Here is a 13,400-nt window from a genome sequence, read left to right on the forward strand (position 1 = left end):
ATGATAATAGTAGCCATCACAGGGGCCAGCGGGACAATCTATGGCGTCAGGATACTAGAAGCCCTATCAGAAAAGAGAGAAACAGCACTACTAGTTACTAGTACAGCAGCCAAGATCCTGGAGTATGAAACCGGCCTAAAACTAGACGAGATAAAAGAACTAGCAGACCACTACTTTGACGTAAATGACATGGAAGCCCCAATAAATAGCGGATCCTCCAATTTCGATGCGATGATAATAGCACCTTGCAGCATGAAAACCCTAGCAGCCATAGCCCAAGGATACGCTGACAATACCATCACAAGGGCGGCTGACGTCTCACTCAAGGAAAAACGCAGACTAATCCTAGTACCCCGTGAAACACCACTCAGGAGCATACACCTCGAGAACATGTTAAAGGTGAGCAGAGAAGGTGGTATAATACTACCCGCAATGCCCGGATTCTACCATAAACCAGAAAATATAGATGACATGATCAACTTCATAGCAGGCAAAGCACTAGACCTTCTAGGAGTTGAAAACAGACTCTTCAGACGGTGGACTGGCCATGATACCCGATGAAGAGTTCATAAAAGATGATAGGGTCCCAGGGCCCACCAAAGAGGAGATAAGGTGCCTAGTCTTGTGCAAGGCCGATCCCATGGGGGATGAGATTGTCGCGGATGTTGGCTGTGGCACGGGAGGTTTCACATTAGAGTTCGCGAAAAAAGTCCATAGGGTATACGCTATAGACAGGGATCCCCAGGCCATAAAAATTACAAGGGAAAACCTCATAAACCATGGGCTTGGAGAAAATGTTAAATTAATTAATGAAGACGCGGAGAAAGCCCTCAAAAGACTAGGAGACCTTGACATAATAATCATAGGGGGGAGTGGTGGTAGACTATCAAAAATAATAGAAGTAGGTGCGAGTAAACTTACCAGTCATGGTAGGATCATAGTAACTTCCATACTACTCGAGACCAAACTAGAGGCTGTTCAAACATTCAAAAGACTCGGGTTTAAACCTGGGATCATAGATGTTAATATCGCAAGGGGACACCCCATCAAAAGGGGTACAATGATGCTGGCAAACAACCCAATATCAATCATATGGGGGGGCTTGAATGAGGATAAACTGGAAGGTTAAACTCGGCATCATACTCATCTTATCCTCGGCACTACTCTACATCCTAGTATATCTCATATTCAAGGATGCTAAACATGAATTATTCTATATTGGGATTGACACCGCATTTCTACCCCTAGAAGTTCTCATAGTTGTCCTACTAATAGAGGCTGCGATAAGTGCAAGGGAGAAATCCATACTCCTAGAAAAGCTCAACATGGTAATAGGGGCGTTCTTCAGTGAAGTGGGGACAGAATTCTTGGAAAAGACTTCAAAGCATGAAATGAACACAGAAAGGATACGTGAAGACCTTAAGATAAGCCAGGATTGGGATAAAAACAAATTCAAGAAGATAACTGAGAAGATAAGAGCTTATAATCCTAGAATACCATTAGATGAAGATAAGAGCTCGTTCTTAGATGAACTTAAGATGTTCCTGGGCGGGCGTCGGGGGTTCATGTTACGTCTACTGGAAAATCCAAACCTTTTAGAGCATGAAAGTTTCACTGACATGCTCTGGGCCATCTTCCACCTTACCGAGGAGCTTGACAAGAGAATGACATTTGATCATCTGCCCGGGACAGACTATGAGCACCTTGAGGGTGACCTAGAACGCGCCTATAGATATGTGCTATCAGAATGGTTAAAGTACATGGAACATTTAATGGAGAATTATCCTTATCTTTTCTCACTTGCCATCAGGACAAACCCATTCGACCCAGAGGCGACGATCCATGTAATATAAATCATCGGATGATTATTAAAACTTATATTATGGGATTAAAATCGTATCATTTATATATGAGGAGATTTGGAATGATTATATCATAAAAAAATGTTTTGATGGTTGATATTGATGGAGCGTTTGACGCTAGAGCAATATCGAGAGATGGTTAATGAGATATTAGAGTTCAAAAACCAGACTGGGATGCTCCCTGAATATGCCATTGTTGATGGTAAAAAGATCAGAAAGGAACACTATATTGACATGATAGAACGGGTGAACAAGTTCATACTCGAAATGGGGCGTAATCCACGGACCGTTGATATTAAATCCTAAGATCCTCTGGCCTATTAACATTCCTGAAACTTTCAAGGGACGGGTCCAATTCCTCCACAGGCACTAACCTAGACCTGATGATCTTGGCTAGAGTATTAACCCTCCTCTCATCCCATAGAAGGAGCTTATGGATTCTTTCAGCCACCCTCTGGTTGTATACCCCATGTAGGGGTTCTAATTTGCCATCCCCCCATACAGGTATTATCGCATCATAATCTCCCATATCCATTTTAAGGCAATTTTCTATAAACTCCCTCGTTATAAATGGTGAATCACAAGGCAAAACAAGGGCATATTCTGATTTTATATTCAAAAGTCCTGTTAGCAAGCCCCCAAGGGGTCCTTTCCCCTTTATTATATCTGTGAGGATTTTCACCTTCTCTTCTTTAAATAATTTTAAGTATTCTTTTTTTTGCTGTTCATCCCTCAATATGATAAATATCTCATCAAAGTAGGGTTTGATTTTATCAAGGATCCTGGCTATGAGGGGTTTACCCTCTAAGATGATTAGGCCTTTGTCTCTTCCCATGCGCCTGCCATGGCCTCCACAGAGTATTATGGCTGATATGGATACTTTTATCCTCCCCCATTACATTGTAGGATAATTTGGACTTTCATTGGTTATCAGGAGGTCGTGGGGGTGGCTTTCCTTTATTCCACTGGATGTTATCTTGACAAGTTTAGCCTTCCTTTGCATATCCTTGATCGTTTTAGCCCCACAGTAGCCCATGGATGCTTTAAGGCCCCCCACCAGTTGGAATATGACCTCGCTTACAGTGCCCCTGTAGGGTACGACGCCTTCAACCCCTTCTGGGACTATCTTGGTATGTTTCATATGACTCTGTGGCTCTTGGAAGTACCGGTCTGTACCAGCGCCTATACCACCTGTCATAGCCCCTAGCGATCCCATCCCACGATATTGTTTATATTTGCGCCCGTTCATGATGACAACATCACCTGGGGACTCGTAAGTGCCCGCTAATAAGTTTCCGAGCATTACAGCATCCGCTCCTACCGCTATGGCCTTCGCAATATCACCTGAATAGCGTATACCCCCATCTGCTATCACTGGAATGTCATATTCCTTTGCAACATCTGCAACTTCTGCTATGGCGGTAAGTTGGGGTACTCCCACACCCGCGATTATCCGGGTGGTGCACATTGAACCCGGGCCGATGCCGACCTTTATACCATCCACATCCTGGGCTATTAGATCCTCTGCAGCCTTTGCCGTTGCAATGTTGCCAACGATTAAGTCCGCGTCAATGTTCTTTTTCATGATCTTTGCATATTTTACAAGGTTGAGGTTATGTGCGTGTGCGCTGTCAATGGCTATTATATCCGCACCTGCGCTGTCAAGGGCTTTGGCCCTTTCAAGGTCGAATGGTCCTGTGGCCGCTCCTACGATGAATCTTCCATTCTCGTCCCTTGAAGCATGGGGGTACCTTTTACGTTCTAGTATATCTCTTATGGTGAGTATTCCCACGAGTTTGCCCTCTTTTACGACTGGTAGTCTTTCTATCTTGTTTTCGTAGGCTATGTCAAGGGCTTCGGCTGGGGTTACTGATTCGTCTACGGTTATAACCTCTTTTGTCATTACTTCTTCCACTTTCTTCTCGGCTTCTGAATTGATTATGGGTTCTATGTCTCTTCTGCTTATGATACCAAGGATGTTCCCATTGTCTACAACTGGGAGTCCGCTTATCTCTTCTCTTTCCATTATTTCATGGGCTTCTCTCAGTGATGCGTCAGGGTTTATTGTTATAACATCTCTTATTGTAAGGTCTCCAGACCTTTTAACCTTCTTCACCTGCTCTACCTGGTCTTTGATGCTCATATTCCTGTGTATTATGCCAAGACCGCCTTCTTGTGCCATTGCTATTGCCATTTCGGATTCTGTGACTGTGTCCATCGCGGAACTTATAATTGGGACGTTTATCTCATGATTCTTTGATACTTTACTTTTTATTATAACATCCTTGGGTTCTACTAGTGATGCTTGGGGTACTAACAAGAAATCGTCGAATGTGTAGGCGGTTTCGGCTTCCTTTAATTTCCTAGAGTACATTAAAAACACCTAAATAACTTCTATTAACCTTTTAAGTTCTGTAACTGCACTCCTGTGTATTGTGCCGGTGTTACGGTCTCCTCCAACGCATGCAGCCCCTCTCACACCGACTATGTCACATCCAATCTCATCTAGGGGCTTTAATTGCTCTTTTTTAATGGAACCCGCCAATGCGGCCTTTAATTTTCTATCATGCGCTTCTTGGACAAATTCTTGGAGCTCATCAACACTCAAGAAATCGAATAAGGTTCTACCATCCTTTACAGCAGTATCTAACATTGCAACATCAGCTCCGGACTCATAGGCCACCTCGGGGATTTCCATCGGATCTAATGAGCCTATCCTGTGAGCGTCGGCATATCCTGCCGCGACCACGAAAGCCTCATTTTTCTCGTCTTTTATAGTCTTTACAACATTTTCCATCACATCAACTGCCTCTTTAAAATTTTTCGTCCCATAAAGGCCAACCTTTATATAATCTGCTCCGGCTGTAAGGGCGCCTAGTGCGGCTAGTGAAACCGTCCCAGGCTTATATGGGACGTCACCTAGTGTGGCGCTTACAAGCATGTTATCAGGTGTTATCCTCCTTATCTCCCTTATAATCCAGGGGAAGCTGGCTCCAAGGGATCCCTCCCTTGGGTTCTTCACGTCTATTATATCTGCACCACCTTTAATGGCCTCTATAGCCTCTTTTGTGTTGATTGGACTTACTAGTAGAAGCAATTCATGAACCTCCCTAATGAGAATGAAATATTATATTTTTTATTTTATCAGAAAAACATCCTTTTTATCTTTTTCGGCGCAACGTCCTTTTGAAGGGGAGGGGATGAAACCCTGGAAAACTTAAATTTTCTGGCATGTTCCCTACAGGGAGAGTTTAAAAGTCGAATCTTGGGGATAAAATCCCACAATAGTGGACTCTAGGGGGTGGTGGAGCCATAAACCCCGCAAAAAAGCAGATGAGGTTGGATGGTGTGAGGTCCTAGCTAGACATTGGAAGTCCATTTGCTATCCTTCAGGTTTCCCCCTTTGAAGGGTGTTCCAGTTTCTTTGATGTTTTTTATTATATTCTTATGGACATCCAACCTGTAACCTGCCCTTTGCACTTGACACCTCACCTCTTCTATTATATCTGCTATGGGGATTTCAAGGGGACATGTTATAGTGCATCGGCTACAGAGTGTGCACATGTATATTCCAGCATCAAAACTTGCCCTTTCACCTTCTATGAAATTTGTGAATGCCACGCCTCTACCACCAAGGTAACCATTGTAGCCGAAATCATATCCCACTACATTATAAATTGGACAGGAGGTTATACAAGTTCCACAGCCTATACACCATAAACATTCAAGTGGGGCTTTGCTCCTGCCATTATCAAGGGCTATCGCCACAACTCTACGTGGACCATACATGTTCTTTAGCAGTATCTTTTGGATGTCAGCTGTCTTAGAAGGACCTGAAACCACACTTATATATGATGGGACCCTTGAACCTGTAGCATAGGCTGTTTCGAGTTTGGCCACTGAGATAGCATCCTCTAATGTACCTACTAGTTTGTCGATGCCGAATACGATAATATGAGTGTCCTTGAGTGAGAGCAATCCTATATTACCCTCATTATGGACCATTACAATTGAACCATCATATGCTGCCACTGCATTAGCCCCTGTAATCCCCACCTTAACATTTTCGAGTTTCCTGAGGACATCCGCTTTTATGGTCTCCATTATATCCTCCGGGTTTGCCTCGACTTTCACTTTAAGTTTCTCAGTTATTATATCAGCTATCTCTTGCATGTTAAAGTGTAAGGCGGGGGCTGTTGGATGTACTGGCCTATCATCTGTTAGTTGGATTATCCTATCACCTAGGTCTGTTTCTATAACTTCTAGGCCCTTTTTTTCGAGGAAGTTTACTAGGTTTATCTCAGTGAGTGTGTTAGATTTGGATTTTGCGATTATCCTCTCATCCTTAACAATATCATAGATGATGTGGTTTGCTTCCTCTCCATTTTCTGCGATATAAAATTCTATATCATTATCCTGAAAGGATTCCTCGGCCTTTTCTAATAGCTTTTCAAGGTTTCTAGTGGAATTTTCCCTTATATTCTTCACAGTTTCTTTCAACCTTCCTATAAGGGGATCTTCTGTTATCTTCGCTCTTCTCTCTGCCAATATTCTGAAGGATTCTTTAAGGTTTTTCAGTTGATTTTCGCGGATTCTGGCACCCCCATGAGGCTAAGTATAATCTCTGAAATGTCCATTACCTTCATCCCATGAGATCTTAGATTGTATTTACAGAATGGGCAAGTGGTACATAATATCTCCGCCCCAGTATCAAGGGCCTGCTCTATCCTATTCTGGGCTATCCTCTCTGCGATTTGTGGATACGCTGACTTCACACCACCACCAGCACCACAACATTGGGCATTCACATGATGATCTTCCATCTCCACGAGGCTTCCAATAGCCTCCAAGACCTCCCGCGGAGCATCATATTCCCCACAATGCCTTGCAAGATGGCAGGGGTCATGATATGTAACCTTTAAATTTCCTCTAATTTGTATTTCACCCGCCTTTAATAATAGATTGAATAACTGGGAAGTATGGATAACATCTACTTTAACATTGAATAGGCGGGGATAATCTATTTTAAACGTCCTGTAACAGCCTGCACATGATACAAGCAACCTAGAACCGGAGAATATGGTTAAATTTTCCCTCATCATCTCCTCGGCATCTTCAAGGAAGCCTGTGCGGAGCAACACCGAACCGCAGCACTTTTCATCCTCAAGGATCCTATAGGAGACCCCCGCATAATCCAGAACCTGCCTTGTGGCCCTGACTATCTCGGGGACTCTTTCCCTACCCATACAACCCCTAAAATATATAAGATCCAATTTATTACCTCCCTATTATCATAGAAAAAAATCGCAACCCGCCACATTGTAGAACTGCGCCTTCTCCTTAGATTACATGTAGTAATCCTTTTCGACCTTTTTAGCCTTCCATGGCTCCCCCTTCGGGTAATATATGTAAATCGCATGTAAAATTATCCTGTTACCTTCAAGGTGGAATGTGAAATTCCCTTTAAAAAATGTTTTCACACCTGTTATCTGGAATGTACCATTAAACCTGTTACCATTGTTTGAGAAATTTCCACCACCACTCCAACCAGCACAGGTTACATTATAATATCCTGAGAATGGGGTTTTAAATATAGCCCCTTTAAAATCTCCCAAGACTAATCTGTAAATCGTATCCCATCTAATATCAATATTCTTGATATGTCCTTTACCAGTAATCCCGGTCTCGTTATAGCATATTTTCGTACCATTTTCTTCATGGGGTTCGAATTCCTCAGCTTCTGGGAATACCATCTTGAAATCAAATTCTTTACCTCGGCCATTAATGGAATAATAACCCCCAAGTGAACCTTCCCCTGGCTTGTTAGATGGTATAGATGTATAGGATGTGTAATTGTATGGTATTATACTAAAGAGGGCTTCATCAAAAACTTCAACCCCTAAAATGAGCATGATCAATATCAGGGGAATGAGTAATACTAGTTTTCTCAGATCATATCCCTCCTATAACCCCCGTATTCAGGGAATATCCAAAAAATTTTCTTTACAAATATCATATATCATATTATTTATATATCCTTTTTTGTGCGTGTTACCCAGAACCCAAAAATAGGCCATAAAGTTTCCTTTTTCATCATCTGGGAGGATTTAACGATTCCCTCGCTCTAAGATTGTGGGATGGACATTTGCATGTTCTAGGATCATCTTTCCAATCAAGTCACTGTTCAGCATCTTCTGGGAGCTTCCTATAAGAGATAGGGGGAAACTTTTCACATCCTACTAAAAAAGAAATAAAGTGGGAGAGTTCTTTTTGTCTCTCCCCTGAAATATGGTGGCCTTTAAAATGGTAGGCTTGCGTAGGTTCCTAGTATTGTCCCGGTTGCTGTGTTCCAATTGTTTATTACACCTAGACTGTTTCTGATGCTTGTTGCATCTGCATCGTACCATGTACCCCCAATGTAGATTTGCGCCCAGACATGCCCGTAGGTTCCGCTGGAGAATGTGCAGATCCCATGCTTGTATCGTGCCGGTAACCCGGCCGCCCTGGCAAGTGCCACGACAAGATGTGCATGGTCACAACAGTTGGCAGTCCGATAGTTTAGGGTTCCGACAGCACCATACCTTGTATTATAGTAGAAGTTATAGTCTATGTTATCCCTGACCCAGTTAAAGATGGCCTTCGCCTTATCCCATTCGCTTGTAAGGCCTCTGGTTAATTGGGATGCTAATGCCTGGATACTGGGATCGTTTACCTGGCAGTTTGCCGTGGCGACAAGATACTGGCTGAGTTCATTGTTTGTATTCTGATTTTGGTTGTATACCATTTTTATTGTTACTGTTTTAGGTAACCTGTAATTTTCCTTGTAGAATGTAAGTATCCTACTCATAGCATAGACCATGTTAGGATATGATATGCTGCCAATACTTGTCGTGGCATAATTTGGTGATCTTCCATTGGCTTCGATGAAACCTGTGATAGTCTCCGCGACTTGAAGATATTCTGTGAGTTTAAGTTCGCCTATAGCGGCCCCGGTAGGGTTCGGCGCCTCATTAGCTCCTATTAGGCTGATGGGTGTGTTTTTCCCGTTATTTATTTGGGTTATGCTTTTAGCCATGAGATATAGGAATTGGCTTGGGTTTATTTTTTGATTTGCCACCTGCACATATGTGGGTAGGCGCTGATTTTGTTCTATGAAATTTTTAAGTGAAACCGCGGCGTTTAGGATATCGTTGAGGGTTATTGAATTGTTATTGGCAGCACTTCCTGAGGTGCTGCCAGGATTGTTATTGTCTATAGTGTATGTGGCTATGTTATCAAGTTTTTCAAGGCTTATGTAATTGGGTAGGCGTTGATTTGCTACTTTAAAGTCGATGGCTTTTGTGAATAGCCATACTAGGGATTCGAATCTGATTTTAAGCCCCTGGTAGGTTGCATAGGAGGGTGCTCTATTTTCCGATTCTATGAAATTGTACACCCTACCTGCAAGTTCAAGATAGTCATTTAATTTTATTGAACCAGCCAATGTGGTCCCAGTAGAGTTTTTGGGTAGTCCCACGTTCTTTATGATGGTATCCCCACCTGTTAGGGATGCTGTGAGGAGGTGCAAGTATTCTGGCATGCTAACCTGTGAATTTTTGATACTCACATATCTTGGGAGTCTTCCGTTCTCTTGGATGAACCTGTTAACACGAACCGCTGCATCCTCGACATCTGAGGGTTTCACGGTCTTTACATCCCCCTCATCATTATATGCTGCCTGTTGGACTGTTTCATTGACTTGGGGGGTCTTTCCCATGATGGTGGGGGTTTCATTGATGTTCTCTTCGCTTAATAGTGTACTGTTATCTTGTAGTTCAAAGTTTGTGGTTGTGTTTTCTTGGGCGTAACTGGTACCTACTGTAGCCAGTACCATGCATAGCATGCATAGTACTGTTATACCAGTCGAAATATTATCGCCTCCCACATCACAGGCAATTTAACCTGTGACAGATAAAAATATGAGTTAAAACTTTTATATAAATATTTTTTATTTGGTTTTCCGGGAAGAGAGGATAATTTGACCATATTTCGTTAACTGGAGACCCACTCCATCCTTTAACCCTTCATTGGAGAAGGCCACACTCTGAAGTGGGGTTAAAAGCCAAGATATTAGGATCCAAGCGTGAAACACAGACCCAAGGGAAATCATTGAAAAGAGTATAAGATTGTAGAGGACAACCTGCTGAGTTGATGGAAAAAACCTCCACTACTACTAACTCCTTCTGGGGTGGGTTTCGCCCCTAACAAGAAGTAGCTCACAAGGTCATTAACTTGGGGTTTCCCCACATTAAACTAAACGTTAGACACCTTAAAATTTTAGTGTTACTGCTGAACACCACCGCGAAAAGATACAGCAAGACCTTTATATGATCGGTAACAAAGGAAATATGATTACAAAGCTAGGTTATGGGTGCTCGCAGAAGCTCCATAGGGAGTGAAACCCTATAAGAAGGTCATCAAATGGGGGCGGATCCCCATAGGTGACGGGTACTTTCTCATGGATTCAGGGAGGCCCCCATGTACTTGGGATAAAAGGCCATCTTTGCAGTGGTGGGGGTAACTTCCCCCCAACACAAAATTCCATTATCGTGGATAGCATGAAGATAGTGACAATAATACCAGCATATAACGAAGAGGCAAAAATAGAAGAAGTTGTGAAGGAAGCCCTTAAACACGGGGACGTTATAGTTGTAGATGACGGGTCTACAGATAATACAAGCATACTAGCCAAAAAAGCCGGGGCAACAGTTATAAAGCATGAAAGGAATAAAGGTAAGGGCGCGGCTATCAAAACAGGGGTTAAGAGGATAATCGACAAAGGATATGATGTTATAGTTTTAATGGACGGTGACGGACAACACGACCCCCAGTATATAGAATCCTTAGCATCCCGGATTAACGGAGCCCAGATGGTTATAGGCTCCCGTTTCATGGATGATATCAGTAAAATGCCTTTGCATAGACGATTTTCTAATAGGATAACAACTTATCTTTTAGATCATCTAACAGGCTATCAGTTAACTGACAGCCAAAGCGGCTTCAAAGCCATTAACGCAGACCATGCACTATTATTACTCAAGATACCATATAATGATTATATTTACGAATCAGAGCTTATACGCATGGCCGCTGCACATAATCTTATAATAGATGAAGTCCCAATAGGCTGTCATTATGCCAAGGAAAAATCATACATAGGAGTAGCAGACCTCCTAAAATATATAATATTCATAATGAGAGTATTATCCCATAAGATTATAAAAAGAATAGGAAATTATCTGGACCTATAAGAGTAATTATTCCCTTTTTTGGAGAGGTTAAAATCATGAGAAAATTCTATGTCTTCATTCTCAGCCTAATACTCCTCCTAATCCTTATAGCATGGATAGGCCCTTCTAATATAATATACGCTTTCTTGGGGGTGCGATGGCATCTCATTATCTTGGCTATGATGGTCCATCTTATCATAATATTCGTAAGATCCCTCAGGTGGGGGTTTATAATTGATAAAAAGAGATCCTATGTTGATAACTTTATCGTGAAAACTATAGGACTCTTCGCGGGTAATCTCAGTCCAATGAGAAGCGCTGGGGAGATCATAAATGCCATCGCTGGTAAGAAGATAAATAGGATACCTATTTCACGTGGATTATCAGCTGGACTTACTGAAAGATTCTTCGACCTTGGGATAGCAGGGAGTCTTCTTATAATCTCGGCCTTATTCATCCCCATGATAAGATGGATAGCATTAATTGGGGGTTTGATTTCCATCCTCCTAACAGTCCTAATATACCTAGTTAATTGGAGGGAAGGCATAGGTATAAGATTATATGAAAAGATCCATAGGATCTTGGAAAAATTCCCAATAGCAGATAAGACCCTTGATAACATCTATGATAAGATAACAAAGACTATAATTGATATTATAAGGCATACCAGATCCTACTCAGGGAAGAGTGATATCCTCATAATATTCTTGCTATCATTAATCTCATGGTTAATGGAATGCATCAGATTATATCTGGTTTTTTTGGCCTTTAGGGTTCATACAAGCTTTTTTGCGATTGTTATAATATTTCTCCTCGCAAATTTTATAGGGGTGATTACAATGCTCCCCGGGGGTCTCGGTTCAATCGAGATCTCATTAACAACACTCTTCATCCTATTCCAGATACCAGCCTATTTAGCGGGGAGTATAGCCCTCATGGATCGTATCATATCATTTTGGATGATTAACTTCCTCGGCCTAATATTCACAGCATACTATGCGGGGGAAATATTAGATGATATCAGATCAACCCTCGATATCCAAGGTTAGGAGAATTCAACCTGCTGGGGGAAACCCCGCAGGGGAGATGAAAGCCACCTATATTGTAACTGGGGTGTTCGATTATAATCTTCACTTGTCTTGTCCCCCCAGGGCCTGGGAAAACTGGCAGATAATCCAGGTTCATAACTGGCCATTCAAAACCGGGGCTGGGGACGCGCTCCAGGCCATGAGGAAAACCCTCTAGGGGGAACTAGCCCCATGTTCACACAAGCTCTCATCATTTGAAGCAGGAAAACCCCCTCCACCCTAGCGGGTGGGGTAGTCTACAAGTCTAGGTTTATATTCTTTGTACCATTCTATTGTCTTTTCAAGTCCATTTTTGAGTTTTGTAATCTTTTTGAATCCTAGGGACTCTAGAAGGCTTATATCCGCTATGGACTCCTTTATGTCACCTGGTCTCGGGTCGTGGTAGATGGGTTTGATGTCAACGTCAAGGATATCCTCTATTAGTCCCAGTAGTTTGTTTATTGTGATGCTTTCACCCGTGGCTATGTTGATCGGGCCTGTGAATTCTGATTCTGCAAGTAGTAGGTTGGCTTCCACTATATCCTCTACATAGATGAAGTCCCGGCTTTGGTTGCCGTCTCCATAGATTATTGGCTTCTCTCCTGAAAGTATGGCGTTTATGAATCGTGGTATTACAGCAGCATATTCTGATCTTGGATTTTGGAGGGGTCCGAACACGTTAAAGTATCTTAATGATACTGTTTTAAGCCCATAGCATCGGGTGTAAACATGACAATATGATTCTGCTGAAACCTTTGAGGCGGCGTATGGTGAAAGCGGCTTTGGGGTTTCGTTTTCATTTAATGGTATGTTTGGATTGTCTCCATAGACCGCGGAGGTGGATGCGTTTAATACTTTTGTAACTTTACACTTTTTCGCGGCTTGGAGGACTTTGAGGGTGCCTGTGGCGTTTATTTCATGACATCTTATTGGATTTTTTATACTTTCCTCCACGCTTGCGAGGGCTGCCTGGTGGAATATGTAATCCTTTCCTTTGAAGATCTCCTCAAGGTTCAGTTTTCTTATATCACCTTTTATGATTTCAAGGTTTTCATGATCTTTCATGGTTAGATTATTGATTGAGCCCGTGGAGCAATCATCTATAACCGTGACCGTGTTACCATCCTCTAGTAGTCTGTCTGTAATGTGTGAACCGATAAATCCGAGGCCGCCAGTGACTACGACACTTTTATCCTTCACAC

Annotated in this window: 15 protein-coding genes; 7 read left to right on the top strand and 8 right to left on the bottom strand. The window is 42.3% G+C overall.

Translation table 11 applies throughout. The annotated features are described in order from the left end of the window. The 4 genes from MTTB_RS03730 to MTTB_RS03745 all read left to right on the top strand — a co-directional run bounded on the left by MTTB_RS03730 (position 1) and on the right by MTTB_RS03745 (position 2,168). The gene (locus MTTB_RS03730) at positions 1-561 is read left to right on the top strand and encodes a UbiX family flavin prenyltransferase (protein ID WP_248565165.1); all 561 of its coding nucleotides are present in this window, start codon (positions 1-3) and stop codon (positions 559-561) included. Then, positions 548-1,129 (top strand): precorrin-6Y C5,15-methyltransferase (decarboxylating) subunit CbiT, encoded by a 582-nt coding sequence (gene cbiT / locus MTTB_RS03735; protein ID WP_248565166.1) that lies wholly within the window; start codon positions 548-550, stop codon positions 1,127-1,129. The genes MTTB_RS03730 and cbiT overlap by 14 nt, the downstream gene beginning before the upstream one ends. Further along, the gene (locus tag MTTB_RS03740) at positions 1,107-1,853 is read left to right on the top strand and encodes a hypothetical protein (protein WP_248565167.1); all 747 of its coding nucleotides are present in this window, start codon (positions 1,107-1,109) and stop codon (positions 1,851-1,853) included. The genes cbiT and MTTB_RS03740 overlap by 23 nt, the downstream gene beginning before the upstream one ends. Before the next feature lie 111 nt (positions 1,854-1,964). Further along, positions 1,965-2,168 carry a pseudomurein-binding repeat-containing protein gene (locus MTTB_RS03745; protein ID WP_112094012.1) on the top strand — a complete coding sequence of 68 codons (204 nt, stop codon included), beginning with the start codon at positions 1,965-1,967 and terminating at the stop codon, positions 2,166-2,168. On the opposite strand, the gene mobA is transcribed toward MTTB_RS03745, so the two are convergent. The 7 genes from mobA to MTTB_RS03780 all read right to left on the bottom strand — a co-directional run bounded on the left by mobA (position 2,158) and on the right by MTTB_RS03780 (position 9,786). Beyond that, complete coding sequence (gene mobA, locus MTTB_RS03750; protein ID WP_345894022.1) at positions 2,158-2,748, bottom strand: molybdenum cofactor guanylyltransferase; 591 nt, start codon at positions 2,746-2,748, stop codon at positions 2,158-2,160. The two genes, MTTB_RS03745 and mobA, sit on opposite strands and share 11 nt — an antisense overlap. Before the next feature lie 9 nt (positions 2,749-2,757). Further along, a complete protein-coding gene (gene guaB, locus MTTB_RS03755) occupies positions 2,758-4,236 on the bottom strand; it encodes an IMP dehydrogenase (RefSeq protein ID WP_248565169.1) in 1,479 nt (492 codons plus the stop codon). 9 nt (positions 4,237-4,245) lie between these two features. Beyond that, complete coding sequence (locus MTTB_RS03760) at positions 4,246-4,959, bottom strand: (5-formylfuran-3-yl)methyl phosphate synthase (protein ID WP_248565170.1); 714 nt, start codon at positions 4,957-4,959, stop codon at positions 4,246-4,248. A 263-nt stretch (positions 4,960-5,222) separates the two neighbouring features. Then, complete coding sequence (locus MTTB_RS03765; RefSeq protein WP_248565267.1) at positions 5,223-6,455, bottom strand: LUD domain-containing protein; 1,233 nt, start codon at positions 6,453-6,455, stop codon at positions 5,223-5,225. Continuing rightward, the gene (locus tag MTTB_RS03770) at positions 6,437-7,135 is read right to left on the bottom strand and encodes a (Fe-S)-binding protein (RefSeq protein ID WP_282570384.1); all 699 of its coding nucleotides are present in this window, start codon (positions 7,133-7,135) and stop codon (positions 6,437-6,439) included. Before MTTB_RS03770 ends, MTTB_RS03765 begins: the two co-directional genes overlap by 19 nt. Positions 7,136-7,207: 72 nt before the next feature. Further along, positions 7,208-7,774 carry a hypothetical protein gene (locus tag MTTB_RS03775; RefSeq protein ID WP_248565172.1) on the bottom strand — a complete coding sequence of 189 codons (567 nt, stop codon included), beginning with the start codon at positions 7,772-7,774 and terminating at the stop codon, positions 7,208-7,210. Positions 7,775-8,160: 386 nt separating this feature from the next. Further along, positions 8,161-9,786: a pseudomurein-binding repeat-containing protein gene (locus MTTB_RS03780; protein WP_248565173.1), complete on the bottom strand. Its 1,626-nt coding sequence runs from the start codon at positions 9,784-9,786 to the stop codon at positions 8,161-8,163. A 673-nt stretch (positions 9,787-10,459) separates the two neighbouring features. Here MTTB_RS03780 and MTTB_RS03785 point away from each other — a divergent pair. From MTTB_RS03785 to MTTB_RS03795, 3 genes are read left to right on the top strand one after another with little or no spacing between them, the layout of a single operon-like run. Further along, positions 10,460-11,152 carry a glycosyltransferase family 2 protein gene (locus MTTB_RS03785; protein WP_248565174.1) on the top strand — a complete coding sequence of 231 codons (693 nt, stop codon included), beginning with the start codon at positions 10,460-10,462 and terminating at the stop codon, positions 11,150-11,152. 35 nt (positions 11,153-11,187) lie between these two features. Then, positions 11,188-12,180 (top strand): UPF0104 family protein, encoded by a 993-nt coding sequence (locus MTTB_RS03790; protein WP_248565175.1) that lies wholly within the window; start codon positions 11,188-11,190, stop codon positions 12,178-12,180. Then, complete coding sequence (locus tag MTTB_RS03795) at positions 12,146-12,376, top strand: hypothetical protein (protein WP_248565176.1); 231 nt, start codon at positions 12,146-12,148, stop codon at positions 12,374-12,376. The genes MTTB_RS03790 and MTTB_RS03795 overlap by 35 nt, the downstream gene beginning before the upstream one ends. A 62-nt stretch (positions 12,377-12,438) precedes the next feature. Here the strand turns inward: MTTB_RS03795 and MTTB_RS03800 are convergent, their stop codons facing one another. After that, positions 12,439-13,398 (bottom strand): SDR family oxidoreductase, encoded by a 960-nt coding sequence (locus MTTB_RS03800; protein ID WP_248565177.1) that lies wholly within the window; start codon positions 13,396-13,398, stop codon positions 12,439-12,441. Between the last annotated feature and the right edge of the window lie 2 nt (positions 13,399-13,400).

Source organism: Methanothermobacter tenebrarum (assembly GCF_023167465.1).
Lineage (GTDB): Archaea > Methanobacteriota > Methanobacteria > Methanobacteriales > DSM-23052 > Methanothermobacter_A > Methanothermobacter_A tenebrarum.

What these genes read in the sequence shown, in the direction of transcription:
- MTTB_RS03745 (WP_112094012.1), top strand. Translation starts at nt 1,965, where the DNA reads ATGGAGCGTTTGACGCTAGAGCAATATCGAGAGATGGTTAATGAGATA.
- MTTB_RS03795 (WP_248565176.1), top strand. Translation starts at nt 12,146, where the DNA reads ATGATATCAGATCAACCCTCGATATCCAAGGTTAGGAGAATTCAACCT.
- MTTB_RS03790 (WP_248565175.1), top strand. Translation starts at nt 11,188, where the DNA reads ATGAGAAAATTCTATGTCTTCATTCTCAGCCTAATACTCCTCCTAATC.
- guaB (WP_248565169.1), bottom strand. Translation starts at nt 4,236, where the DNA reads ATGTACTCTAGGAAATTAAAGGAAGCCGAAACCGCCTACACATTCGAC.
- MTTB_RS03785 (WP_248565174.1), top strand. Translation starts at nt 10,460, where the DNA reads ATGAAGATAGTGACAATAATACCAGCATATAACGAAGAGGCAAAAATA.
- MTTB_RS03730 (WP_248565165.1), top strand. Translation starts at nt 1, where the DNA reads ATGATAATAGTAGCCATCACAGGGGCCAGCGGGACAATCTATGGCGTC.
- MTTB_RS03740 (WP_248565167.1), top strand. Translation starts at nt 1,107, where the DNA reads ATGAGGATAAACTGGAAGGTTAAACTCGGCATCATACTCATCTTATCC.
- MTTB_RS03775 (WP_248565172.1), bottom strand. Translation starts at nt 7,774, where the DNA reads ATGCTCATTTTAGGGGTTGAAGTTTTTGATGAAGCCCTCTTTAGTATA.
- cbiT (WP_248565166.1), top strand. Translation starts at nt 548, where the DNA reads ATGATACCCGATGAAGAGTTCATAAAAGATGATAGGGTCCCAGGGCCC.